Below are 24,203 nucleotides of genomic sequence, written 5' to 3'. Positions count from 1 at the left end.
CGGTGGAGTTGATATGCGCGTGCGTTCGTTCGGTCCTCTCCTGCCTCTGGCTTCCGCCGCCTCGCTTTCGCTTGTGCTCGCCGCCTCGGCCGCCGCGCAGACCCTGCCCGCCATCTTCCCGGCGCCGGTTTCGGCGAAGCTCACCGGCGAGCCACTCACGCTCGGCGATACCGTGGTGCTGGTCCAGGCAGGCAAGCCCGATGCCGAGACCGAGGCGCTGGTCCGTCGCGTCCTCGCCGATGCCGGTGTCGCGCGAATCCGCACCGCGGCCCACCTGCCCGCCCGGCTGGACGCCACTTATCTGGTGCTCGGCACCGGCGATTCGCCGTTGGTCGGCAATGCGCTCGCCCGCGCCGGCGCGACGCTGCCGGGGCAGGACGAAGGCTATGCGCTCGCCACCCGCGCGGTGGACGGCGGCACGCTGATCGTCCTCGCCGGGAAGGACGGCGACGGCCTGTATCACGCCGCGCACACGCTGCGGCAGATCGTCACCGGGCCGGGCGTCCCCGCCCTAACCATCGCCGACTATCCCGCCATGCCGGTCCGCGGCACGATCGAGGGCTTTTACGGCAAGCATTGGTCGATGGCCGAGCGGGCATCGCATATCGGCTTCCTCGCCGGGCTCAAGGCCAACACTTATATCTACAGCCCCAAGGACGAGCCGTTCGCGCGCGATCGCTGGCGCGACCCCTATCCCGCCGAAACGCTCGCGCAGCTCGACGGACTGGTCGAAGCGGCGAACCGCCAGCACGTCAACTTCGTCTACGCGATCTCGCCCGGTCCCTCGATCTGCTATTCGAGCCCGGCCGATCTCGACGCGATCCGCCGCAAGTTCAATGCGATGCGGGGCATCGGGGTGCGCAGCTTCTATGTCGCGCTCGACGATATCGAATACACCAAATGGAACTGCCCGGGCGACGAGGCCGCCTTCGGCGCGCCCGGTCAAAAAGCCGCGGCGAGCGCACAGGCGAAATTGCTCAACGCCGTCCAGGCCGATCTGGTCGCGGCAAACGATCGCGGCTCGCTGATCATGGTGCCGACCGAATATTACAACGCCACCGAGAGCCCGTACAAGGCGACGTTGCGCAAGGAGCTCGATCCGCGCGTGGTGGTGCAATGGACCGGCACCGACGTCGTGCCGCCCTCGATCTCGGTCGCAGACGCGCGCAACGCGACCAAGGCGTTCGGCCGCAAGACGTTGCTGTGGGACAATTATCCGGTCAACGACTATCGCGAATCGGCCGGCCGCCTGCTGCTCGCGCCTTATGCCCGCCGCGAGGCCGGCTTGTCGGCCCAATTGAGCGGCGTGGTCTCCAACCCGATGAACCAGGAGGCCGCGAGCCGCCCGGCGGTGATGGGGCTCGTCGCCTTCGCCTGGAACGATCGCGGCTATGACGCCGATCGCACCTGGCACGCCGCGGCACGCTATCTGGCAGGCGGCGACTCCCAGGTCACCGCGGCCTTGCTCGCCTTTTTCGACACCCAGCATCTCGCCCCGACCTTCGGCACGCTCCCCTGGCAGCCCCAGGCCCCCCGCCTCAAGGCGCTCATCGACAATACCCGCGATGCGCTGGCGTCGGGCGATGCCGCCGTGCAGGCCGAAGCGCTCGACGGGCTCGCCGCTGCCGCCGAGCAGCTCGCAACCGCCCCCGACCTGATCCGCGCCGGCGTGGTCGTGCCCGGCTTCGTCGCCGAGTCCGCGCCCTGGCTCGACGCCACTGCATTATGGGGCCGGGCGCTCAAGCTGACGGTCAGCGGGCTCGTTGCGGCGCTCGATCCGGCCGGCGAAGACACCGCCACGCGCCTGTTCGCCGAGGCCGGAGGGCTCGCCAAGAAGGCCGAAGCGATCCACTCGATCCCGGGCGCCGTCCGCTTCGACGGGCCGATCAAGATCGCCGACGGCGTCCTCGACACCTTCGTCCGCGATGCACCGGGTCTGGTCCTACCGGAAAGCGCGCGCTGAAGCGCTGCGATTCGAAATCCGCTCAAATGTGGTGCTCCTGCGGAAGCAGGAACCTAGGGTAGCGAAGTACGCAACCAGCCTGGGCTGCTGCTTTCGCAGGAGCACGGATGACGGCCACATCGCCCGCCCCCCGCGCTACGTCCTCAATATTCCTCGTGCGCCAGGTCGCTGAACTTGGTGAACTGCCGGTCGAAGCGCATGTGCACCGTACCCGTGGCGCCGTGGCGCTGCTTGGCGATGATCACCGAAGCCTTGTTGGCCACTTCGAGCTGCTTGGCCTGCCAATTCTCATAGGCGATCCGCTCCTCGGCGGTCTCGGTGCCGTCGGGTACCTTGGTCGGCGCCTTGAAGTCGTGATAATATTCGTCCCGATAGACGAACATCACGATGTCCGCGTCCTGCTCGATCGACCCCGATTCGCGCAGATCCGAGAGCTGCGGCCGCTTGTCCTCGCGGCTCTCGACGGCGCGGCTGAGCTGCGACAGCGCCAGCACCGGCACGTTGAGTTCCTTGGCCAAGGTCTTCAGGCCGCGGCTGATCTCCGAGATTTCCTGGACGCGGCCGTCGCCCGAAGCCTTGGCGCTGCCGGTGAGCAGCTGGAGGTAGTCGACGATCACCATGCCGATCTTGTGCTGGCGCTTCATCCGCCGGGCGCGGGTGCGCAACGCCGCGATGGTCAGGCCCGGCGTGTCGTCGATGAACAAAGGTAGCCGCTCGAGATCGCCCGCGGCGCGCGCGAACTTCTGGAACTCGGCATGGCTGATCTGCCCGGTCCGCAGCTTTTCGGAGACGACTTCGGCCTGCTCGGAGAGGATACGCATCGCCAGCTGGTCCGCCGACATTTCGAGGCTGAAGAATGCCACCGGCGCGCCGATCGACTTCTCTTCGGGGATGCCGCCCTCGATATCGTCGGCATAGCGCTTGGCGGCGTTGAACGCGATGTTGGTCGCCAGCGAGGTCTTGCCCATGCCCGGGCGGCCGGCGAGGATCAGCAGGTCCGATCGGTTGAACCCGCCGGTCGAGGCGTTGAGGTCGCTCAAGCCCGTGGTGACACCCGAGATGCCGCCGCCCGAGTTCATTGCCTTCTCGGCCTGGCGCACTGCCAAGGTCGCGGCGCGGGTGAAGGACTTGAGCCCGCTGTCCGAATCGCCCTTCTCGGCTACTTCGTAGAGCTTCATCTCGGCCTGCTCGATCTGCTTGGCCGGGTTGATGTCCTGACTGGTATCGAGCGCGCCGTCGACGAGGTCGCGCCCGACCGTGACCAGCGCGCGCAGCATCGCGAGATCGTAGATCTGGTCGGCGAACGAGCGTGCGCCGATCAGACTTGCCGGATTGCCGGTCAGCTGCGCCAGATAGGCCGGGCCGCCCAGCTCCTTCATCGCGGGATCGGCGGCGAACAGCGGACGCAAGGTCACCGGCGTCGCCAGCCGGTTGTCGCCGACCATCGTCGCGATCGTATCGTAGATCCGCCCGTGCAGCGGCTCGAAGAAATGCTCGGGACGCAATTTCTGGAGGACGTCCTCGGCGACCCGGTTGTCGATCATCATCGCGCCGAGCAATGCGGCCTCGGCCTCGATATTGGCCGGCAGCGTGATGCCTTCGGGAGTTTCGGGAGCGGGAAAGGGAATCGGTTGCGCCATGCGGTCTCCAGTCGCGCACGCGGCCCGCCGCTTCAACCGTCACGCTTGTGAATAACGTGCATGAGCGGATAGGAGCATACATGGCCGACGCCCGCATCATAGACGTAACGCTCGACGAGCGCACGATCCTGTGGCGCTCGGCGGATGTCGAGCAGGAACGCCGCATCGCGATCTTCGACCTGCTCGAGGAAAATCGCTTCGCTCCCCAGCGCAAGCATGCCGACGGCTATGCCGGCCCCTACAAACTCCACCTGCGCGTCGAGGAAGGCCGGCTGGCGCTCGAGATCCACCGCGCCGACGATTCGCCGCTGGAGACTTTGGTCCTCGGCCTCGCCCGCTTCCGCCGCCCGATCCGCGACTATTTCGCGATCTGCGACAGCTATTACCAGGCGATCCGCAACGCCTCGCCGGCGCAGATCGAGACGATCGACATGGCCCGGCGCGGCGTCCACAATCAGGCCGCCGAGCTGCTGATGGAGCGGCTGGAGGGCAAGATCGAAGTCGATTTCGACACCGCCCGCCGGCTGTTCACGCTGATCTGCGTGCTGCATATCAAGGGATAGCCCCGTGACGATAACGGTAATGATCCTGGCGCTGACGGCAACCTGCAGCCATGCGGATCCGAAGGTGGCCGAAATGCTCGGAAGTTGGTGCCGCGCCGTCGCCGAAGTGGAACGGCGGCGCCCCCCACCTGGTGCTGCTCTTCCGGCTAGAATCCATCACCTGATTAGGCTTGACGAAGTGACCCGCCAGAATCTCTGGATGATCGACGACGCATCTCTCAATGCCGAGCAGCGGCAGATCGTCGAAGATGCGCTGGGTACATCGCTCCTCGAGATCGACGCCGGGAATACCGAGGAACTTAAAAAGCTCCTTCCGAAAGCAGGCTGGTTCGCGAACCGCCGGCACGGAAGACAGGTCACCCACGGCGCCTGGTTGATCGCCCAGCACTCCCCGGACAACGCCTTCAGGGAATATGCGCTCGGCAAGATGTCCGCCTTGCTGAAGTACGGAGACGTCGACGCCCGGGATTATGCGCTGACCTTCGATCGCGTACAGGCCCACAAGGGCTTGCCGCAGCGATATGGCAGCCAGGCCCGATGCCGCGAGGGGCGCCTGCTCCTGCAACCGATCGAGAATGAGTCCGCAGTCAACGCTGCGCGGGAGGAGATCGGATGGAACCAGACGATCGAGGAAACCAAGGGCGATCTCGAAATCGGAAAGCCTTGCAATTGAACCCGGACGAGCAGGCGGGATTGACGACTATGAGCGGCCATGACGCGAAGGCACTGATCGAGGCGGCCCGCGCGGCAGCGAGACACGCTTATGCTCCCTACTCAAATTTCGCGGTCGGCGCGGCGGTGCTGCTCGACGACGGCAGCGTCGTCACCGGCGCCAATTTCGAGAATGCCAGCTATGGCCTGTCGCTCTGCGCCGAGACCGTGGCGCTGGCGACGGTCAGCGCGCAAGGCCGCTTGCGTGATGTCGTGGCGATCGGCGTGGTTGGCGGGAGGATCGGCCACGCCGACACCGCGCCGGTAAGCCCCTGTGGACGTTGTCGCCAGGTCATCAACGAGGCAGCGCAAGTTGGCGGGCGCGACTTGCCCGTCCATTGCGCCGGCGCCGCGGGCGACACGATCGCCAGCTACACGCTGTCCGAACTCCTCCCGCACGCCTTCGGCCCGGCCGATCTGGGACTCGCCTGAACCGCTTGCCAATCGCGCCCCGGCCGTGCTTTGTTAGCGCTAACGGAGGAGATGTCATGAAGATGCCGTACCGGAGCGCGTTTGCGCTGCCGATCCTGCTTGCCGCGCCGGCAGCGGCGCAGGACGCCCCGCTGCTCCACCCGATGTTCCAGGATCATGGCGTGCTTCAGCGCGAGCGGGCAATCCCGGTCTGGGGCGATGCGCCCGCGGGTGAGCGCGTCGAGGTGGCGCTCGGCGAGCGAAAAATCCGCACCCGCGCCGACAAGGACGGCCATTGGCGCGTGGACTTGCCGGCTTTGCCCGCCGGTGGCCCCTACACCCTCAGCGTCACCGCCCGCGGCAAGACCCAGCGTGCGCAGGACATCCTGGTCGGCGACGTCTGGCTGTGCTCGGGCCAGTCGAACATGGAATTTGCGGTCAGCGGCGTGCTCGGCGCGGCGGGCGAGATCGGCAAGGCGAACGATTCCGAAATACGGCTGATGACGGTCGAGAAGAAGACCAGCCTCAACCCCGAGCGCCAGTTCCCCGCCCCGGTCCAGTGGCAGCCGGTCACGCCCGAGACGGTGCGCGATTTCTCCGCCGCCTGCTATTTCATGGCGCGCGACCTGCGCGCCTCGCAGAAAGTGCCGATGGGGCTGATCGACGCCAGCTGGGGCGGCACCGCGATCGACGCATGGCGCCCCGAAGCAGCGCTGGCCAAGGACCCCGCCGCACGCGAGAATCTCGCGTTGCTGCGCACCTATCGCAGCGATCCCGCCGCGGCGAGCCGGCTGTTCGGCGAGCGCTGGACGGCCTGGTACCGCGGCAAATCGGGCGATGCGGCGGGCACCGAGCCCTGGCAGCCCGCGGCGCCCGGCGAATGGCATCCCCTGCCCTCTTTCGATCCCTGGGAACGCTGGGGCGTCGCCGCGCTGGCGCAGTATAACGGCATGGTCTGGTACCGCACCGAAGTGACGCTCACTCCCGAGCAGGCCGCCAAAAATGCGACGCTCGCGCTCGGCCCCGCCGACGACATGGACGCCAGCTTCGTCAACGGCGTGCCGGTTGGGGTCACCTACGCCTGGGGTGTCCCCCGGCTCTATGCCCTCGCGCCGGGAACGCTCAAGCCCGGTCGCAACGTCATCGCCGTCGGCGTGCTCGACACCTGGGCCGAGGGCGGGCTGCTCGGCAGCGCCGATCAGCGCGCGATCCGCTTCGCCGACGGGAGCAGCGTCCCGCTGGCCGGCGCCGAGGGCTGGCGTTGGCGCCAGGCCCCGGCCAGCGTCGAAGATCCGCCGCATGCGCCATGGGAAGCGATCGCCGGCTATTCGGGCATCTACAATGCGATGATCGCGCCGATCGGGCCTTATGGCCTGCGCGGCGCAGCCTGGTATCAGGGCGAGGCCGACGCCGGTTCGCCCGACGGCTATGCCGGCAGGCTCGCCAGCATGATGGCCGCATGGCGGAGCCAGTTCGGCAAGAGCGACCTGCCCTTCCTCGTCGCCCAGCTCTCGGGCTGGGGGCCCCGCGTGCCCAAGCCAGTCGAGAGCGGCTTCGCGCAGATCCGCGACGAGCAGCGCCGCGCCGTGGCGAGCGACGCGCATGCCGCGCTTGCCGTGACGATCGATCTGGGCGACGTCGTCGATATCCATCCCGCCAACAAGCTCGACGTCGGTCATCGCCTCGCCCGCGGCGCCGAGTCGCTGACCTATGGCGGCAAGGCCTCGCCCTCGGGCCCATGGCCGGTCGAAGCGCGGGGCGAGGGCAAGGTGATCCGGGTTCGCTTCACGGGCGCCGACACGGGGCTGGTCGCCTATAGTGCCGCGCTGCCGATCGGCTTCGAGCTGTGCGGCACGGTGCCGGGCAGCTGCCGCTTCGCCTCGGCGACGCTCGACGGCACCGACGTCCTCGTAGCGGTAGGCAGTGGCCCCGCGGACCGCGTCCGCTTCTGCTGGGGAGACAGCCCGATCTGCAATCTCTACGACGGCGGCGGCCTTCCCGCGACGCCATTCGAGCTGCCGGTCCGTTAGGTCGAGAATTTCGATACGCTTCTGATTACCTACCGCACATTCCGTCATCCCGGCGAAAGCCGGGACCCAGAGTCACAAGCGTTATGCCTATCGACTCCGGGCCCCGGCTTTCGCCCGGGTGACGAAGAACAGGAAGTCTGCACCTAGCCCTTGCGGAGCGCCGTGCTTCCCGCGAAACGAGGGACCACATACCTCCGGAGCCTCGAATGATCCTTTCCGACCGCTGGATTCGCGAGCACGCCCTCGCCACCAACATGATCGAGCCGTTCGTCGAGGCGCAGCGCCGCGAGAACTGCATCAGCTACGGCCTGTCTTCCTACGGCTATGACGCGCGCGTCGCCGACGAATTCAAGATATTCACGAATATCGACAGTTCGGTGGTCGATCCCAAGAATTTCGATTCGAACAGCTTCGTCGATCGCAAGACCGATGTGTGCATCATCCCGCCCAACAGCTTCGCGCTCGCCCGCACGGTCGAGTATTTCCGTATTCCGCGCGACGTGCTGGTGATCTGCCTCGGCAAATCGACCTATGCGCGCTGTGGGATCATCGTCAATGTCACGCCGCTCGAGCCCGAATGGGAGGGCCATGTCACGCTCGAATTCTCGAACACGACGCCGCTTCCTGCCAAGATCTATGCCAATGAAGGCGCGTGCCAGTTCCTGTTTCTCAAGGGCGATCAGCCCTGCGAGACCAGCTATGCCGACCGTGCCGGCAAATATATGGGCCAGCGCGGAGTAACGCTGCCGCGGCTGTAACCACTAAAGCAACGCCATCGTGATCCCCGCGAAAGCGGGGACCCATCTCCAGTCCGTTCAGTGAAATGCGACGACTATTTGGCGCGCCGCCGTTGTACGCGATGGGTCCCCGCTTTCGCGGGGATGACGGTTAAGGTTCAAACCCCGCCTGCAATCAGCGTGCGCTGAACTGCACCGTATCGAGCCGGCGAAGGCCGCGCTGCGCGATCGCGTGCGAACTTACCGCCTGCTGGCTGCTCAGGTCCATCAGCACCTCGTCCTCGCCGAGGACCCTGGTGTAGAGCCCGCGCGCTTCGCCGGCACGGCCGGTCTTCGCATAGACGGCGGCAAGGTTGAGCAACAGTTCGGGACGCTCCGGGTGGATGCGCAGCTCGGCGAGCAGCCTCGACTCGGCCTGCGAATAATCGCCCTGGACGATCTGGGTGCTGGCAACGGCGCTGTCCTGCGCCTGGGCCGGGATTGCCGCGACAAATGGCGCGGCGGCGAGGAGAAAAAGTCCGATACGCATGGCACCCTCCAGGAATCATTGCATCACGGTGACTGTTCCGTGACATCTCGATGACTCTTGTGTGACACTTTCGTTGCACTGGAGCAAGCGCATTTGACGCAAAAAGAAAGGCGGCCCCGAGGGACCGCCTTTCCAAAGTTCGCATGTACCGCGCCGGGCGCGGCGCACGTCAGACGTGCATCAGAAGTCGTTGCGATACTGCTCGTTGCCGACGAAGCCGAGCTTGGTGACGTTCGCGCGCTTCACGATCGCCAGGATGCGGTCGACCACGTCGTAGCGGGCTTGCGGATCGGGCTGGAAGTGCAGCTCGGGTTCCGGATCCTGCGCGAGCGACGCGTCCAGATACTGACGCAGCGTCACGTCGTCGATCTGCACGCTGTTCCAGAACACGTTGCCGGTGGCGTCGATGTACAGCTTGTTCTTCTGGGGCTCGACCGCGGGAGGCGGCGTGCCGCTGTTCTGCGGCAAGTCGACCTTCACGGCGTGCGTCTGCACCGGGATGGTGATGATGAACATGATGAGGAGCACGAGCATGACGTCGATCAACGGCGTCGTGTTCATTTCCATCATCGGCGCGCCTTCTTCGCGGCTACCGCTCATTGCCATTGATGTAACTCCTTAAACGGTGCGCGTCACAAGCGAACTACAGCGGCGCCCGCAGGGGGTTCCGAAATGAAGCCGACCTTGACGAACCCGGCCATCTGCATCGTGTAGATCGCGCCGCCGATGCAGCGATACGGGGTATTCACGTCGCCGCGGATGTGGACTTCGGGAAGCTCAAGTCCGGCGGCATTGGGGCCGCCCTGACGGTCGATTTCCGCCTTGAGCTTGGCCACGCCCTTGTCGAGCAGTTCCTGATGGCCGACCGGAGTCATGCCCCAGTAGACCTGGCACTGGCCGCCGGCCCCGGTAACCGAGAGCGACACGTTTTCGGGCTTGGTCACGGTGATCTCGTAGGTCACCTTGGGCAGATCAAGCTTGATCGTCTGGATCACCACGGGAACGGCGATCAGGAAGATGATCAGGAGCACCAGCATCACGTCCACGAGGGGCGTGGTGTTGATGTCCGACATCGGTGTTTCGTCGTCGGCTGCGCCTGCGCTCATCGCCATTGGGCGTTATCCTATCCTTCTATCCGCCGCCGGTCTGGCCTGCGGCGAAGGCCGCGCGCCGGAGCGCGCGGCCTGATGTGTCAGCTTATGCGCGGGTCTGCACGCCACCGGCCTGGCCGGCAGTGGTGGTCGCGCCGACCGGCTTGGTGCCGGCAGTCGCAGTCGCGGTCGCGCCGGCCTTCTTGGCGATATCCGGACGAACGCGACCGTCCGAAGCGAGATAGCCGAGCACGTCGTTCGAGAAGGAGTTGAGGTTTTCGGCGATCGACTTGTTGCGGCGCTGCAGGAAGTTGAACGCGAGCACGGCGGGAACCGCGACGACCAGACCGAGCGCGGTCATGATCAGCGCTTCACCGACCGGGCCGGCGACGGCGTCGATCGAGGCCTGACCCTGTGACCCGATCTTGATCAGCGCGCGGTAGATGCCGATGACGGTACCGAACAGCCCGATGAACGGCGCGGTGGCGCCGGTCGTCGCGAGGAAGGCGAGACCGCCGCCGAGCGCCGAGTTGATCGTGGCTTCCGAACGCGCGAGCGAACCGTGCAGCCAGTCATGCGCCTCGACCGGATCGGTGAGCTCCTTATACTGCTCCTGCGCCTGCAGGCCGTCGTCGACGATCTGGCGATAGGCGGAGTTCTTCTCGAGCTTCGCAGCGCCTTCGCGCAGGCTGGTCGAGTTCCAGAACGCAGCGCGGACGCGCTTATACTGGTTGATGATCTTCTGCTGCTCGAACAGCTTGGTGAACAAGATGTAGAGCGAGACGAAGAGCATCAGCACCAGGATGGCGAACACCGTCTGCGAGATCAGGCCGCCTTCCTTGAGCGCCTGCGTCAGGCCGTACGGGTTTTCGCCCTTGGGCGCCGCCGCGGCGAGGATGGAAATGAGCATTGTCGGTTATTCCCTTACAAGAATTGCTGTGAGCTTGACCTTGCGGCCACCTTGATCGCCTTACTTCTGGATCTGCCAGCGGAACCGGAGCGACTTTCGCCCACCCGCAATGGCATTACCCGCGGCATCCAGCGCCGGCGAATACCGCCCGCGGCGGACGACGAGCCGGCACGTGGCATCATCGAGACTCGACACGCCCGAAGACGAGGTGACCGAGCAATTCTCGATGCGGCCTTGCGCGTTCACGTTGAACCCGATGCCTACCGAGCCTTCTTGCTCGGCACGCAGGGCTGCAGGCGGATAATCGTCCTGCGTGACCCACGAAGCAGGGTTGCCCTTTGCAGCCGCAGCCTTGCTGATCACCGCTGCGACAGGTGCAGGCGGCGCCGGCGGTGCCGGGGGCGCCGGCGGCGTGATCGGCGGCGGGGGTGGGATGATCGAGGTGGTCTGCATCGGCGGCGACGGCACCTGGACCTGCACCTGAGCCGGCGGCGTCACGATCTGTGTCGGCGGCGGCGGTACGGGGCTGTCAGGCGGCGGCGGCGGCGGTGGAACCTCCTCGGGCGGGGGCGGCGGCTCTTCGACCTCGAAGGTCTTCAGCTCCTCCGCCTTCTTTTTGATATATTGGTATGCCAAGCCCGTGACGAAGGCATAACCCATGCCAGCCACGATGATTGCGACTATAATAATCGCAACGAACCGGCTGCCACTTACATTCCGGTCAGCGTAAGCCATTCGGCAACGTCACTCCTCTAATCTTGGCGACCCTGAGCGCTGGAATGCTCCGCGCACAAGCTCGTCCGCCGTTCGCTTGCTTGCGTCGGTGCGGCAGAGCGCGAGTCTGTATCGTGGGCTCTCGGGGTACGCAAACGCTTTGTCGGACAAACCGTGCCTACCGACGTCCCGTGACGGAATTATTTCTGTATAAGAAGTCGAGGATCCGGTAACGGAAGCGCATGATCCGCGTATCCCAAATGGCTTTTTGTTGCGCACTCTCGTTAACGACACCTGCGCAATCCTCTCCGCAAACCACGCAAAACCAAGCTTCTCCGGCTGCTGTATTGCCCGGCTATGCCACTGTAGCGGGACAAGTTCTTGGCGCCCCGCTGATCGTCGACGCGCGTATTCGCAGCGCCGTCAAAATCAAGGGCGCCGAAGCGGCGAATGTCCCCGCCGGACGCATCCGATTCTATATCGAGGCCGATGTTACCGCCCTGATTCGCGGCGCGAATGCGGTTTCGACGAGAATCGGCTACGTCGCCGATCTGCCGCTGACCGATCGTGGACGCGAACCCAAGCTCAAGAAACAGCGCGTGCTCTTGTTCGCGCGCGCGGTCCCCGCCCGCTCCGATCAGGTGCAGCTGACCGGCCTCGACAGCCAGCGCCCCTGGACCCCCGAGCTCGACGCGCTGGTTCGCGGCATCGTCCGCGAAGTCGTCGCCACCGACGCGCCGCCTGCGATCACCGGCGTGGCCAATGCGTTTCACGTCCCCGGCTCGCTGCCCGGCGAGGGCGAGACGCAGATCTTCCTGCAGACCGCGAACGGCGCGCCGGTTTCGCTCCAGATCCTGCGCCGCCCCGGCGAACAGCCGCGCTGGGCCGTGTCATTGGGGGACATTGTCGACGAATCGGCAGGGCCGCCCCGGCAGAACACTTTGCTCTGGTATCGCCTCGCCTGTGGGCTGCCGCGGACGCTGCCGGCCGAAAACCTCGAATCGGCCGACCCGGCCAATGTGGCGACCGCACGCGCGGATTATGCGCTAGTGCTGCGCGCATTGGGGCCGTGCGCCTGAGGCGATTTTTCGCAGGTTAGCCCACTACCGTTCGCCCTGAGCTCGTCGAAGGGCGGCTAGCCACGAGCGCGTAAAGCGCGAAACCTTGCCTTCGACAAGCTCAGGCCGAACGGTGGTGTGGGCCTATAGCTGCAGCCTATCGCCGGTGGCGCACCATCGTGATCCCGATCGATTCGCCCTGTTCGGCGATCGCGAGCTTGACGATCCGCACTTCGACTCGCTGCACGCGCTCGTCCGAAACGAGCACGGTCTCGCAGACATGCTCCGCCACCGCTTCGATCAAGGTGAAGTGCACGTCCCTGGGCAGCCCCGCGGTGGCGGCATGCTTGAGGTCGATATAGCTCTTGGACGCGCTCAGCGGGGTGTCCGGCGCAAAGTGCTCGGGCATGTCGATATCGGCGGTCACCGAGATCCGCAGCGGCTGGGGCAGGTGCGTCTCTTCGGAATAGATCCCGGTCAGCACTTCGACTTCGAGGTCGTGCACCTGGAGCTGGAGCAAATCGCGCAACTAATCGCCTTTCGTCAAATCCCGGCTCCCTTAGCAGAAGCCGCCGGGCTGGGAAGTACGCGGTCGCGTCCCCATTAAGCCTTGCGTGGGCGCGCATCGGCGCTAAAGCGCGCGCCCCGGCGCTTCGCCGGAGGATTTGCAAGGAACGCACGTGATCGCATTGGTGCCGCTGACTGCTGTCGACCCCGAAACCGTGGAGGCGCTGCTCGACCGCGCCTTCGGTCCGGACCGACGCACGCGCACCGCGTATCGCGTCCGCGGCGGCGCCCTGCCCGTCCCCGAGCTGAGCTTCGCCGCGGTCGATGCCGACCAGCGGTTGCTCGGCACGATCCAGTGCTGGCCGGTCGAGCTCGCCTGCGACGACGGCACCGCGATACCGCTGGTGATGGTCGGCCCGGTGGCGGTCGATCCCGCGCACCAGCAAGGCGGAATCGGCCGCGCGCTGATGGAGCGGATGCTCGATGCAGTCCCCGGCTGCGCCTCTGCCGGCTGCGACTCGCTGATGCTGGTAGGCGATCCCGAATATTATAGCCGCTTCTTCGGCTTTACCGACGATCGCACCGGCGCGTGGCGGCTGCCCGGCCCGTTCGAGCCGCGCCGCCTGCTCGCGCGCGGCGACAAGGTGCCCGATTGCGCAGGCATGCTCGGCCCGCGCGTGCGGCAGGCGGCTTGAGGGTGCGCGCGCGCACGCCTAACGAGTCCTGATGCCCACGCCCTTGCCCCCCGATCTCGCCAGTCTGTCGCTCGCCGAAATCGCACGTCTCGCCGAGGAGAGCCGGCTGCCCCCGGTCGAGAGCTGGAACCCTGAGCATTGCGGCGACAGCGAGATGCGCATCGCCCGCGACGGGACCTGGCATCACCAAAGCGCGCCGATCGGCCGCGCCGCCATGGTGCGGCTGTTCTCGACGATCCTGCGCCGCGAGCCCGACGGCCGCTTCGTGCTCGTCACCCCTGTGGAGAAGCTCGACATAGAAGTAGAGGACGCGCCGTTCACCGCAGTCGAGATGAAGGCCGAGGGTCAGGGCGAATCGATGAAGCTCGCTTTCCGGCTCAACACCGGCGACTTGCTCACCGCCGGGCCGGAGCACGGCCTCCGCTTCGAGACACGCGAAGATGGCCCGCGGCCCTATCTCCACGTCCGCCGCGGGCTCGAGGCATTGATCGCCCGCCCGGTCTATTACGAGCTCGCCGAGATCGCGCTCGCTAACGGCAGCACTCCGCCAGGCGTGTGGAGCAACGGCGCCTTCTTCGCGCTCGAGCCGCAGGCATGAACCTCGCCGATCGGCTGCGGATCGCGCTCGATTCCGCGCATCCGCACGCACCGATCCTGCTCGCCGGCGATCATTTCGACTTCGACCCTGCGATCGCCGGCAACCCTGCCGCGGTGCTGATCGCAGTCACCGATCGCCCCGAGCCGGGGGTGATCCTCACGCTACGCACCGAGTCGCTGCGCCGGCACCCGGGTCAGGTCGCCTTCCCCGGCGGGCGGATCGACGCCGAAGACGCCGGCCCGATCGGCGCTGCGCTGCGCGAGGCGGAGGAGGAAATCGCTTTGCCCTCCCATTTGGTCGAAGTGGTCGGCACCGCCGATCTTTACCGCACCGTCACCGGCTATGAAGTCACGCCCGTGCTCGGCGTCGTCCCGCCCGATCTGACATTGGTTCCCGCCGAAGCCGAAGTAGCGGCGGTGTTCGAAGTCCCGCTCGCCTTCCTGTTCGACACCGCGAACCATGTCGAAGCCACTGCGCACTATCAAGGCAAGGAGCGGCGCTATTACGAGATCCTCTGGGGCGAACGCCGGATATGGGGCGCAACCGCGGCGATGATCGTCAATCTTTCGCGGAGGCTGGGGTGGACCGCCTGATCCTGCCGCCAGCCGAGTGGCGCCACCGCAAGGGCCTCGATCGGCTGATCGAGACACTCGGCAACGCACGATTCGTCGGGGGCTCGGTGCGCGACACGCTGCTGGGGATCCCGGTCTCCGACGTCGACCTCGCGACTCCCCTTCCGCCCGAACGCGTGGTCGAGTTGCTCTGCGCCGCGGACATCAAGGCGGCCCCCACCGGCATCGAGCATGGCACGATCACCGCAGTGCTGCCGAGCGGCCCCGTCGAAGTCACCACCTTGCGCCGCGACGTCTCGACCGACGGCCGCCGCGCCACCGTCGCCTTCACCGACGACTGGCGCGAAGACGCCGCCCGCCGCGACTTCACGATGAACGCGCTCTATGCCGACCCGCTGACCGACGAGATCTTCGATTATTTCGGCGGGCTGGCCGACCTCGACGCCCGCCACGTCCGCTTCATCGGCGACCCGCTCCAACGCATCGCCGAGGATCACCTCCGCATCCTGCGCTTCTTCCGCTTCCTCGCGCGCTTCGGCGACCGCGCCGATCCGGCGGGGCTCGACGCCTGCACCGCGCGCGCGAAAGACCTGATGGCGCTGTCACGCGAACGCATCCGCGACGAACTGCTCAAGCTGCTGGTGGCCAAGGATGCGGTGCGCGTAGCCGAGCTGATGCTCAGCCGCGGCATATTCGAGCCGGTACTGCCGGAGATCGATTCGGTGGCGCTACTTGCGCGTGTCGCCGGGCGAGAACTGGCGGCAGGCGTAGCGCCGCACCCGATTCGCCGGCTCGCCGCGTTGCTCCCGCAGGACCCGGCGACGGCCGACCAGCTCGGCGCGCGTCTCAAGCTCTCCAACGCCGAGCGCAAGCGCCTCGTCACTGCGGTGACGCCTCTCGATCAGGCGCCACAGCCGCTCGCCTATCGGCTGGGTGTCGAGGGTGCCGTCGACCAATTGCTCCTCTCCGAACGCCCCGTCGAAGAAGCGATCGCGATCCGCGATTGGCAGCTCCCGCGGCTGCCGCTCACCGGCGGTGCGCTGGTCGAGCGCGGTCTCGCCAAAGGCCCCGATGTCGCGCGTGCGTTGCGCGCGGTGGAGGATCGCTGGATTGCGGAAGGGTTTCCCGACGAGGCGCGCGTCGCCGCGCTCGCCGACGAAGCCGTCGCTCAGCTGTTGCGCGCCGCCAGCAAAGCATAGGCGTCGGTCTCGACCAGCGGCTGGGCATAAAGATAGCCTTGCCCATAGGTGCAGCCGAGTGCCGCCAGCGTCTGGGCGAGTTCGTTGGTCTCGATTCCCTCGGCGGTGGTCTGCATGCCGAGCGCCTGGGCGAGGCTGAGCACCGCGCGCACGATCGCGATCTTGTCGCGATCGGCGAGCATCCCCGAGATGAAGCTGCGGTCGATCTTGAGCAAGTCGATCGGCAGTTTCTGAAGATAAGCGAGGTTCGAATAGCCGGTGCCGAAATCGTCCATCGCCAGCGTCGCGCCGAGGTCCTTCAGGGCCATCATCGTCCGGCTGATCCGGTCGGGATCGCTGACGATGGCGCTCTCGGTGAGTTCGAGCGTCAGCCGCGAGCCGGCAATCCCGGCCTGCTCGAGCGCGGCCTGAACCATTTCGGGGATCCGATCGCGCTGGAGCTGGATCGCCGACAGATTGACCGCGACCTTGACTCCGCAATCGCCGCCGACCCTGCGGTCCCACGTCGCCAGCGTCAGCGCCGCTTGCTCCATCGCCCAGCGGCCGAGCGGGACGATGAGCCCCGATTCCTCGGCGACCGGGATGAAGTCGTTGGGCGAGAGCGCGACGCCCTCCTCGTTGGTCCAGCGCGCCAGCGCCTCGAACGAGACGATCCGCCCCGAACCGAGGTCCCAGATCGGCTGATAGCTCAGCGTCATGTCGCCATTCTCGATCGCGCGGCGCAGCTCGGTCTCGACGCTGAACTGCTCGCGGGCAATGTCGAAGGCGCGCAGATGGTAGAGTTCGGTACGCCCGCTGGTCTTGGCCCGCTTCACTGCGAATTGCGCGTGGCGAATCAGGTCTTCGGGCTCGCCGTGATTGTCGGCGCCCAGGGCGATGCCGATCGAGCAATCGACTCGTATCTCGAAGTCCGAAAGGCGGAACGGCGTGGCGAGCGCCGCCTGGATCCGCTTGGCGACGTGCAGCGCGTCGCCCGGCCCGTCGTCGAGCGTCAGCAGCACGCCGAATTCGTCGCCGCCCATCCGCGCGAGGATGTCGCGCCCACGCAACGCGCCCTTGAGCCGCCGCGCGACCGAAATCAACAATTCGTCACCGGCAAGCCCGCCCATGCACGCATTGACTCGGCTGAACCGGTCCAGATTGACCACCAGAACCGCAAAGCCCTCGGCATTGTCGGCGCTGAGGTTCTCGAGCTGGTCGCTGAACCCGGCGCGATTGGGGAGGCCGGTGAGGCTGTCGGTCGCCATCTCGCGGCGCAGGCTGTGCTCGGTGCGCAACTCCGAAGTCTGGTCGACCAGGGTGACCAGACAGCGGCCGGAGCCGATCTGCGATTCGCGGCGCGCGAACGAAACGCGGAAATAGCGGCAATCGACTTCCTCGCCGAACTGCCAGGCAATGTCATGGTGCGTCTCGTCCGATTCGATGAAGCGGCGAAGCTGGCTGCCGAGCAGCCGGACCAGCGGCGATTCGGCGGCATTCGTGCCGAGCCCGGCGATGCGGAACGCCCGGTTGAGAGCGAGGAAATGGAACTTGCCGCCTTCGAGCGAGACCGAAACCGCGGGCACCGGCAGCAGGTCGAGCATCAGCCCGGTCTCGATCGGATCGGGCGCGCAGATCCCCCCGCCTCGCGGCGCGAGTTCCGCAACCGCGGCCGAGCTGGACCTGAGCTTCCCGAATGCCATTGCGTCCGGGTTAGCCGTAAATGGTTAAACCCCGCTGAAGCAACGGGGAACTCTGGGCGCGGTCTGAATTCAGCCTCTGGGTTCCTCTCCTCCTGCTTTAGGAGAGCAATTCCATCGAGTTGAGGAAGCCAGTTCCCCTGCGAAAGCATGGGCCAAGAGCCCAGAGCGCAACGCTGGTAACCTTGGGCCCCTGCTTTCGCAGGGGAACAGCGTCAGGCTGAATCTCGAACTCCCTAAAACCGATTGTCCCGCGGGAAGCCGGTCGGCGGCATCCGCCCCGCTGCGCCGCGCGCCGCGCGCCACGGCGAGAGGTCGGGCTCGCTGCGCGTCCGCCCGGTGTCGCCGCCCATCGCCCAACTCAGCCCCTCGGCCATCTTGAACGTCCGCACGTCCGATAGCCCGCCGTCGCGATAGCGCTGGAGCTGGACGCCCTGCCCGCGCGCCATCTCGGCGACTTCGCTGAGCGGAAAGACCAGCATCTTGCGATTGTCGCCGATCACCGCGACCGCATCGTCCTCCGCCGGGATCGGCCGAACCAGCTTGAGCTGGGCGCCGGCGCGCGGCGTCACCACTTGTTTGCCCTTGCGCGTCTCGGCGATGACGTCGGCAGCATTGACCACGAAACCGCGCCCATCGCTCGCCGCGACCAGCAATTTGCTCGCCGCGCTGGCCGGCAGCAATGCGATGATCTGGCGTTCGCCGTCCAAGTCGACCATCAGCCGCACCGGCTCGCCGAAGCCGCGCCCGCCGGGAAGCTTGTCGCCGCCCAGCGTGTAGAACCGGCCATTGTCGGCCGCGAGCAGCAATTTGTCGGTGGTCTGCGCGTGAAAGGCGAAGTGTGGCCCGTCGCCTTCCTTGAACTTGAGCGTCTCCGCGGACGCCAGGTCGACATGCCCGCGCATCGCCCGGATCCAGCCGCGCTGCGACAGGATCACGGTGATCGGCTCGCGCTCGATCATCGCCTCCAGCGGGATCTCCCGCGCGGCGCCGGCTTCCTCGATCCGCGTGCGCCGCGCACCCAATGGAGTCTCCAGCCCGTAGCGCTCGATCATCTTGCCGAGATCACGCTTCATCCGCGTCCGCTGGCGCGCGTCGGACGACAGCAAGGTTTCCAGCTCGCCCTTCTCCTTGAGCAGCTTCTCCTGCTCGCGCTTGAGCTCCATTTCCTCGAGCCGGCGCAAGCTGCGCAGCCGCATGTTTAGGATCGCCTCTGCCTGGCGGTCGGTCAGCCCGAATTCGGCGATCATCACCGGCTTGGGCTCGTCCTCGCCGCGGATGATCTCGATCACCCGGTCGAGATTGAGAAAGGCGATGATGTAGCCGCCGACCAGTTCGAGCCGGTCGGCGATCTTGCTGAGCCGGTGCTCCGAGCGCCGGCGCAGCACGACGAACTGATGCTCGACCCAAGCCGCGATCGCCTCGCTCAAGCTCATCACCCGCGGGGTGCGGTTCTTGTCGAGCACGTTGAGGTTGAGCGGCACGCGGACTTCGAGGTCCGATAGGCGGTACAGGCTGTGGATCAGATCCTCCGAACTCACCGTCCGGCTGCGCGGCTCGAGCACGATGCGGATATCCTCCGCCGATTCGTCGCGCACGTCGCCCAGGATCGGCAGCTTCTTGTCGTTGATCAGCTCGGCAATGCCTTCGATCAACTTGCCCTTCTGGACGCCGTACGGAATCTCGGTGACGACGAGGTGCCAGCCCCCGCCTTTCTCGCTCACCCGCTCGATCTTGGCGCGTACCCGGAAGCTGCCGCGCCCGGTCGCATAGCTCTCGGCGATTGCGGCAGGGCTGTCGACGACGACGCCGCCGGTCGGGAAATCGGGGCCGTTGACATAGTCGAGCACGTTCGCGTCGGGATTGTCGATCAGCGCCACTGCGGCGTTCATCAGTTCGGCGGCATTGTGCGGCGGGATCGACGTCGCCATGCCCACCGCGATGCCCGCGGCGCCATTGGCAAGCAGGTTGGGGAACAGCCCGGGGAAGAGCTCGGGCTCCTCTTCCTCGCCATTATAGGTCGCGCGGAAATCGACGGCATTCTCGTCGAGCCCGCCCATCAGGTCCATCGCGACCTGGGTGAGCCGCGCCTCGGTGTAGCGATAGGCCGCGGCGTTATCGCCGTCGATATTGCCGAAATTGCCCTGCCCGTCGACGAGCGGGTAGCGGAGCGCGAAGGTCTGGGCGAGGCGGACCATCGCGTCATAGACCGACTGGTCGCCATGCGGATGGTATTTGCCGATCACGTCGCCGACGACGCGCGCGCATTTCTTATAGCCGCTCGCCGGGTCGAGCTTGAGCAGCCGCATCGCCCAGAGCAGCCGACGGTGCACCGGCTTGAGGCCGTCGCGGACATCGGGCAGCGAACGCGCGGTGATCGTCGACAGCGCATAGACGAGGTACCGCTCCGACAGCGCACTGTCGAAGGGGACGTCAACGGGGCCGGTGGGATCGACGGAGTCGGTATCGAGAGTCATCGCGGCAAGGGGTAGCAGGCGAAACCCCGCGACGCCAAGCACGTGTTCACAAGGCGTTCCTCCCGGTCACGCCGCGGGCGCGACGAACGCCTCGAACGGATCGTCGCGCGCCGCGGCGGCGACCTCGGCGAGCAGCCAGTCGCGGAAAAACCGGATCTTGGGCAGGTTGCGCTTGGTCTCGGGATACATCAGCCAGAAGCTGTTGCGGTAGTGCGCATAATGCGGAAGCAGCCGGACGAGCAGCCCCGCATCGATCGCCGACTGCCACATTGGCGGGCTGAGGATCGCCACGCCGTGCCCGGCGATCGCGGCATTGCCGTCGAGCACCTGCGAATCGAAGCGGATGCCCGAGGCCTGGCCGCGATCGACTTCATCCCCCAGCGCGCAGCAGAACCACAAATCCCACCAATCGTCCTCGGGTGAGATGCGCGGCACCCGCAGCAGGTCCGCGGGGGTTTCGACGGGCGGATGCTTCGCGAGGAACGCCGGGTTCGCCAGCGGCGTGACCGGCATCCGCATCAGGAAATGCGCGCACAGCCCCGGCATCGGACCTCCTGCTCCGCGAAGCGCGATATCGGCGTCGCCCGCCTGGAGGTCGACCATCTCGTCGCTGACGAGCAGGCGCACCGCCAGTTCGGGACGCAGCAGCTGGAACGAGCCTAGCCGAGCCGCCAGCCAGTTGGTCGCCAGGGTCCGCGGCGCCGCGATCGTGATCACGCTCTCGGACTCGACACGCACCGATGCGAACGCCTCGCCCAGCGTATCGAACGCGCCGGTGATCTGCGGCGCGATCCGCCGGCCGAGATCGCTGAGCATCACGGCGCGGCCGTTGCGCGCGAACAACGCCCCGCCGAGCCGCTCCTCGAGCAATTTGATCTGATAGCTGACCGCCGCCTGCGTCATGCCGAGCTCTTCGGCGGCACGCGTGAAATTGCCGTGGCGCGCGGCGGCTTCGAACACGCGGACGGCGGCGAGCGGCGGGATCTGGCGCATCCCGCATATATAAGTTGTGCTTATTACGCATGTCCAACGATTTGTTGGCGCCGCAGCGGCGGGAGGCGCAGATGAGCGGGGCTGCCGCAGATGGCACGATATAAGGAATTGAGCCATGCTGAACTCGCTGACTTTCCTCGCGCTTCTCGCCGCTTCCGTCCCCCAGGCGGTGCCCGCCGAAGCTCCCGCGACTCGCCATGTGCGCATTGCCGATCTCAACCTGTCGCGCCCCGCCGATCGCGCCGAACTCGACCGCAGGCTGGCCCGCGCAGTGGAGAAGGTGTGCCCGACCAAGCAGATCGGCGAAGCCACGCGCTCCTTGGCCGGGCAGCGTTGCCGCGCCGAAACCCTCGCCCGCGTCGCACCCCAGCGCAGCCGCGCCGTGGCGCAGGCGGCCGCACCGGCCCAATTGTCCAGCACTGGCCGCTGACCGCTTCCGAAAACCCCGCCAGCTCCCGATAAACTCGCTTGGCGGCGACTGCGAGCGGCCGATGGCCGCTCGCCTTTTTCACAAGCTCCACTGATGGAGAGACCATTATGTCGCATGACTATGAAAGCACCGCCTGGGCCGAACATCATAGCGATGTGAGCACGGGTCTCGCGCGCCTGTTCGAGTCCCTGTCGGAGGTGTTCGAGCAGTTGATCGCGATAGAATATGACGCGCCTTGGGAACGCGTCTGTGGCTAACAGCCCGATAAGTAACAAAAAAAGCTCATAGACACAATTTCGCCTTAAATAAGGCGAAATTGTGGCTTGACGGCTATCAGGCCATGTGATGACATATCATCCTCATTGCAGGAGATATGTCCATGCGTGTCATCGCCCCCAAGCATCTCGTCGCACTAGCCGCCGTCGCAACGCTCGCTGCCTGCTCCACCAGCGAAACGGGCAATTCGGGGAAAGGCGGGGAGCCCAGCGCGGTGGTCACCGAAGTTCCGACGGAGGCTATGGCCGATCCGGCGGCACCCGCCGGGAGAGAAGGCGCCATCTCCAGTCCGCGCGCCCCCGAAACGCCGCCGAAGCTCCCGGTCTCGCTGCCCAAGCTCACTTACGCTTATGCCCTCTCCTACCTGCTCCCCGGCGACAAGATCGCCGCCGCGCAGGACGCGCATCGCGACCTGTGCGAGGAAATGGGACCCGCGCGCTGCCAATTGCTCGCGCTGGAGCGCGGAGTGGGCGAGGAACAGGCGAACAATGCCGAGCTCAAGCTCCGCGTCGCCACTGCCGATGCCCGCCGCTTCCAGGTGTTGCTCGATCATGAAGTGAGCGAAGTCGGCGGCCGCCCCGAAAATGCCAAAGTGGCCACCGACGAAGTCTCGAAGCAGATCGTCGACACCGAAGCGCGCATCCGCCAGCGCGAACTGCTCGTCGCTCGGCTCACCGAACTTCTGCGCAAGCGCAACGGAAGCGTATCGGACCTGCTCGAGGCCGAACGCAGCGTCACCCAGGCGCAGGAAGAGCTCGATCAGGCACGCGGCTGGCTCGGCGAGCTCAAGGGTCGCGTCGCAATGTCCGAATTCGAGATCCGCTATGCCGCGATCGCGCCCTCGGCGTCGTCGCAGACACTCGGCACTTATCTCGGCGAAGCGGCGCAGGATTCGGGCGCAGTGTTCCAGGTCGGCCTGCGCGTCCTGCTGTCGCTGGCGATCTACCTGCTGCCGTGGTTCGTGCTCCTGGCGCTGCCCGTGCTGGCACTGCGCGTGCTTCGCAAGCGGCGCACCGTGGTCCAGCAGGGCTGAAAAAGGCCCTCTCCCGCTTGCGGGAGAGGGTGGCGAGCACAGCGAAGCCGGACCTACGGTCCCTCTCTTCCCTCTCCCGCAAGCGGGAGAGGGCCCGGCGCACGACCAATGCGATACGGCCCAGCCCTCGTCACCAGCGGCGCCCCTTTCCAGCTGAGGCGCACAATCCCCTCCGCCAGCAGGCCGTCGACAGCGGCATGAACCTCGGGCATCGCCTCGCGCCAGCCGTGACCCGCCAGTGCCCGCGCCACCTCGCTCGGGCAGACGGTCGCTTCGGCCGCGCGGGCAGCGAGCAATGCAAGCGTCGCGCTGCGCGCATCTCTAGCCGTCACGATCTCGTCTCCCTCCTTCCGCCAGAACGCGCGGCCACGCGCGCTGGCTGCACCTCACCGTGCTCACGCAAGCGTGATTGCGCCGCCACACCGCATCCAGTATAGCGCCGGGCTTCCACCAGCCCCGGCTGCCGTGCGGTCCTTCCCGCGCCGCCGGGGCGACGCTTTTCAGGGGTACAGGCCGACATGGCACGCCGCCGGCAGATCTACGAAGGCAAGGCCAAGATCCTCTATGAGGGTCCCGAGCCGGGCACGCTGATCCAGTATTTCAAGGACGATGCGACTGCGTTCAACGCGCAGAAAAAGGGCACGATCAGCGGCAAGGGCGTGCTCAACAACCGGATTTCGGAGCACATCTTCACCCTGCTCGGCGGGATCGGCATCCCGACCCACTTCATCCGCCGCCTCAACATGCGCGAGCAATTGATCCGTCAGGTCGAGATCGTCCCGATCGAAGTGGTGGTGCGCAACGTCGTCGCCGGCAGCCTCGCCAAGCGCCTCGGCATCGAGGAAGGCACCCCCCTCCCCCGCACGATCGTCGAATATTATTTCAAGGACGATGCGCTCGGCGATCCGATGGTCACCGACGAGCACATCCTCGCCTTTGGCTGGGCCGCGCAGGAAGAACTGCACGACATGGCCGACATGGCGATCCGAGTGAACGATTTCCTGTCCGGGCTGTTCGCCGGGATCGGCATCCGGCTGGTCGACTTCAAGCTCGAATTCGGCCGAATCTGGGACAATGACTATGCCCGGATCATCCTCGCGGACGAGATCAGCCCCGACGGCTGCCGGCTGTGGGACATGGTGACCAACGAAAAACTCGACAAGGATCGCTTCCGCCGCGATCTCGGTGGCGAAGTCGAGGCATATCAGGAAGTTGCCCGCCGGCTCGGGCTGTTCCCCGAGGGCGCCGATTCCGCGGTCCTCGACCTGGAAAGCCACCGCAAGCGCCGCGGCAAATAATCGGAATCGGCGCGCGCGACGCGCCGATTTTCCCGCCGTGCCTAAACAGCTTCTTAACCATGGCAGCGCTAATCCTGCGACCAGTTCCG

Annotated in this window: 26 protein-coding genes; 15 read left to right on the top strand and 11 right to left on the bottom strand. The window is 66.4% G+C overall.

Annotated elements, in window-relative coordinates:
* Positions 1-13: 13 nt before the first annotated feature.
* Positions 14-1,963 (top strand): glycoside hydrolase family 84 protein, encoded by a 1,950-nt coding sequence (locus E5A73_RS16540; protein WP_135964942.1) that lies wholly within the window; start codon positions 14-16, stop codon positions 1,961-1,963.
* Between the two features lie 143 nt (positions 1,964-2,106).
* Here E5A73_RS16540 and E5A73_RS16535 read toward each other — a convergent pair whose 3' ends face one another.
* Positions 2,107-3,603: a replicative DNA helicase gene (locus E5A73_RS16535; protein WP_135964941.1), complete on the bottom strand. Its 1,497-nt coding sequence runs from the start codon at positions 3,601-3,603 to the stop codon at positions 2,107-2,109.
* An 80-nt stretch (positions 3,604-3,683) separates the two neighbouring features.
* Between E5A73_RS16535 and E5A73_RS16530 the strand changes: the two genes are divergently transcribed.
* The 5 genes from E5A73_RS16530 (at position 3,684) to dcd (ending at position 8,076) form a co-directional block, all read left to right on the top strand.
* Complete coding sequence (locus E5A73_RS16530; protein ID WP_135964940.1) at positions 3,684-4,166, top strand: UPF0262 family protein; 483 nt, start codon at positions 3,684-3,686, stop codon at positions 4,164-4,166.
* 19 nt (positions 4,167-4,185) lie between these two features.
* Positions 4,186-4,839 carry a DUF6624 domain-containing protein gene (locus E5A73_RS16525; protein WP_135964939.1) on the top strand — a complete coding sequence of 218 codons (654 nt, stop codon included), beginning with the start codon at positions 4,186-4,188 and terminating at the stop codon, positions 4,837-4,839.
* A 29-nt stretch (positions 4,840-4,868) separates the two neighbouring features.
* Entirely contained in the window at positions 4,869-5,309 is a 441-nt protein-coding gene (locus tag E5A73_RS16520) for a cytidine deaminase (protein ID WP_135964938.1), read from the top strand.
* 56 nt (positions 5,310-5,365) lie between these two features.
* The gene (locus E5A73_RS16515) at positions 5,366-7,318 is read left to right on the top strand and encodes a sialate O-acetylesterase (protein WP_135964937.1); all 1,953 of its coding nucleotides are present in this window, start codon (positions 5,366-5,368) and stop codon (positions 7,316-7,318) included.
* 206 nt (positions 7,319-7,524) lie between these two features.
* Positions 7,525-8,076 (top strand): dCTP deaminase, encoded by a 552-nt coding sequence (gene dcd / locus E5A73_RS16510; protein WP_135964936.1) that lies wholly within the window; start codon positions 7,525-7,527, stop codon positions 8,074-8,076.
* Between the two features lie 154 nt (positions 8,077-8,230).
* On the opposite strand, the gene E5A73_RS16505 is transcribed toward dcd, so the two are convergent.
* The 5 genes from E5A73_RS16505 to E5A73_RS16485 form a co-directional block, all read right to left on the bottom strand.
* Positions 8,231-8,584 (bottom strand): tetratricopeptide repeat protein, encoded by a 354-nt coding sequence (locus tag E5A73_RS16505; RefSeq protein ID WP_135964935.1) that lies wholly within the window; start codon positions 8,582-8,584, stop codon positions 8,231-8,233.
* A 180-nt stretch (positions 8,585-8,764) separates the two neighbouring features.
* Positions 8,765-9,190 (bottom strand): ExbD/TolR family protein, encoded by a 426-nt coding sequence (locus tag E5A73_RS16500; protein ID WP_135964934.1) that lies wholly within the window; start codon positions 9,188-9,190, stop codon positions 8,765-8,767.
* Between the two features lie 26 nt (positions 9,191-9,216).
* The gene (locus tag E5A73_RS16495) at positions 9,217-9,696 is read right to left on the bottom strand and encodes an ExbD/TolR family protein (RefSeq protein ID WP_135964933.1); all 480 of its coding nucleotides are present in this window, start codon (positions 9,694-9,696) and stop codon (positions 9,217-9,219) included.
* An 85-nt stretch (positions 9,697-9,781) separates the two neighbouring features.
* Positions 9,782-10,585: a MotA/TolQ/ExbB proton channel family protein gene (locus E5A73_RS16490; protein WP_135964932.1), complete on the bottom strand. Its 804-nt coding sequence runs from the start codon at positions 10,583-10,585 to the stop codon at positions 9,782-9,784.
* Positions 10,586-10,645: 60 nt separating this feature from the next.
* The gene (locus E5A73_RS16485) at positions 10,646-11,320 is read right to left on the bottom strand and encodes a TonB family protein (protein WP_135964931.1); all 675 of its coding nucleotides are present in this window, start codon (positions 11,318-11,320) and stop codon (positions 10,646-10,648) included.
* Between the two features lie 326 nt (positions 11,321-11,646).
* On the opposite strand from E5A73_RS16485, the gene E5A73_RS16480 reads away from it, so the two are divergent.
* The gene (locus tag E5A73_RS16480) at positions 11,647-12,378 is read left to right on the top strand and encodes a hypothetical protein (protein WP_135964930.1); all 732 of its coding nucleotides are present in this window, start codon (positions 11,647-11,649) and stop codon (positions 12,376-12,378) included.
* A gap of 136 nt (positions 12,379-12,514) precedes the next feature.
* Here E5A73_RS16480 and E5A73_RS16475 read toward each other — a convergent pair whose 3' ends face one another.
* Positions 12,515-12,886, bottom strand: a complete 372-nt coding sequence (locus tag E5A73_RS16475) for a dihydroneopterin aldolase (RefSeq protein WP_135964929.1) — start codon at positions 12,884-12,886, stop codon at positions 12,515-12,517.
* A 151-nt stretch (positions 12,887-13,037) separates the two neighbouring features.
* Between E5A73_RS16475 and E5A73_RS16470 the strand changes: the two genes are divergently transcribed.
* From E5A73_RS16470 to E5A73_RS16455, 4 genes are read left to right on the top strand one after another with little or no spacing between them, the layout of a single operon-like run.
* Positions 13,038-13,559: a GNAT family N-acetyltransferase gene (locus E5A73_RS16470; protein ID WP_135964928.1), complete on the top strand. Its 522-nt coding sequence runs from the start codon at positions 13,038-13,040 to the stop codon at positions 13,557-13,559.
* A gap of 31 nt (positions 13,560-13,590) precedes the next feature.
* A complete protein-coding gene (locus tag E5A73_RS16465) occupies positions 13,591-14,157 on the top strand; it encodes a DUF1285 domain-containing protein (protein WP_135964927.1) in 567 nt (188 codons plus the stop codon).
* On the top strand, positions 14,154-14,750 hold the full coding sequence (locus E5A73_RS16460) for a CoA pyrophosphatase (protein WP_135964926.1): 597 nt from the start codon (positions 14,154-14,156) through the stop codon (positions 14,748-14,750). Before E5A73_RS16465 ends, E5A73_RS16460 begins: the two co-directional genes overlap by 4 nt.
* A complete protein-coding gene (locus tag E5A73_RS16455; protein ID WP_135964925.1) occupies positions 14,738-15,928 on the top strand; it encodes a CCA tRNA nucleotidyltransferase in 1,191 nt (396 codons plus the stop codon). Before E5A73_RS16460 ends, E5A73_RS16455 begins: the two co-directional genes overlap by 13 nt.
* Here E5A73_RS16455 and E5A73_RS16450 read toward each other — a convergent pair.
* The 3 genes from E5A73_RS16450 to E5A73_RS16440 all read right to left on the bottom strand — a co-directional run bounded on the left by E5A73_RS16450 (position 15,898) and on the right by E5A73_RS16440 (position 21,077).
* On the bottom strand, positions 15,898-17,511 hold the full coding sequence (locus tag E5A73_RS16450; protein WP_135965026.1) for a putative bifunctional diguanylate cyclase/phosphodiesterase: 1,614 nt from the start codon (positions 17,509-17,511) through the stop codon (positions 15,898-15,900). The genes E5A73_RS16455 and E5A73_RS16450 overlap by 31 nt on opposite strands.
* Positions 17,512-17,843: 332 nt before the next feature.
* On the bottom strand, positions 17,844-20,084 hold the full coding sequence (gene parC / locus E5A73_RS16445; protein WP_135964924.1) for a DNA topoisomerase IV subunit A: 2,241 nt from the start codon (positions 20,082-20,084) through the stop codon (positions 17,844-17,846).
* 66 nt (positions 20,085-20,150) lie between these two features.
* Positions 20,151-21,077, bottom strand: a complete 927-nt coding sequence (locus tag E5A73_RS16440; RefSeq protein WP_135964923.1) for a LysR substrate-binding domain-containing protein — start codon at positions 21,075-21,077, stop codon at positions 20,151-20,153.
* Positions 21,078-21,192: 115 nt separating this feature from the next.
* Here E5A73_RS16440 and E5A73_RS16435 point away from each other — a divergent pair, with 115 nt between their 5' ends.
* From E5A73_RS16435 to E5A73_RS16430, 3 genes are all read left to right on the top strand, one after another.
* Positions 21,193-21,507, top strand: a complete 315-nt coding sequence (locus E5A73_RS16435; RefSeq protein ID WP_135964922.1) for a UrcA family protein — start codon at positions 21,193-21,195, stop codon at positions 21,505-21,507.
* 107 nt (positions 21,508-21,614) lie between these two features.
* Positions 21,615-21,764, top strand: coding sequence for a hypothetical protein (locus E5A73_RS21460; RefSeq protein WP_168355960.1), 150 nt, complete (start codon positions 21,615-21,617; stop codon positions 21,762-21,764).
* Between the two features lie 122 nt (positions 21,765-21,886).
* A complete protein-coding gene (locus E5A73_RS16430; protein WP_168355959.1) occupies positions 21,887-22,816 on the top strand; it encodes a DUF4349 domain-containing protein in 930 nt (309 codons plus the stop codon).
* Between the two features lie 53 nt (positions 22,817-22,869).
* On the opposite strand, the gene E5A73_RS16425 is transcribed toward E5A73_RS16430, so the two are convergent.
* The gene (locus tag E5A73_RS16425) at positions 22,870-23,148 is read right to left on the bottom strand and encodes a DUF3253 domain-containing protein (protein WP_135964920.1); all 279 of its coding nucleotides are present in this window, start codon (positions 23,146-23,148) and stop codon (positions 22,870-22,872) included.
* 186 nt (positions 23,149-23,334) lie between these two features.
* Here E5A73_RS16425 and purC point away from each other — a divergent pair, with 186 nt between their 5' ends.
* The gene (purC, locus tag E5A73_RS16420) at positions 23,335-24,114 is read left to right on the top strand and encodes a phosphoribosylaminoimidazolesuccinocarboxamide synthase (RefSeq protein ID WP_135964919.1); all 780 of its coding nucleotides are present in this window, start codon (positions 23,335-23,337) and stop codon (positions 24,112-24,114) included.
* Positions 24,115-24,203 lie beyond the last annotated feature (89 nt).

The organism is Sphingomonas gei, assembly GCF_004792685.1.
GTDB classification, from domain to species: Bacteria; Pseudomonadota; Alphaproteobacteria; order Sphingomonadales; family Sphingomonadaceae; genus Sphingomonas; species Sphingomonas gei.
The sequence above is the reverse complement of the archived record's forward strand: the minus strand, read 5'-3'. Positions and strand labels throughout refer to the sequence as shown.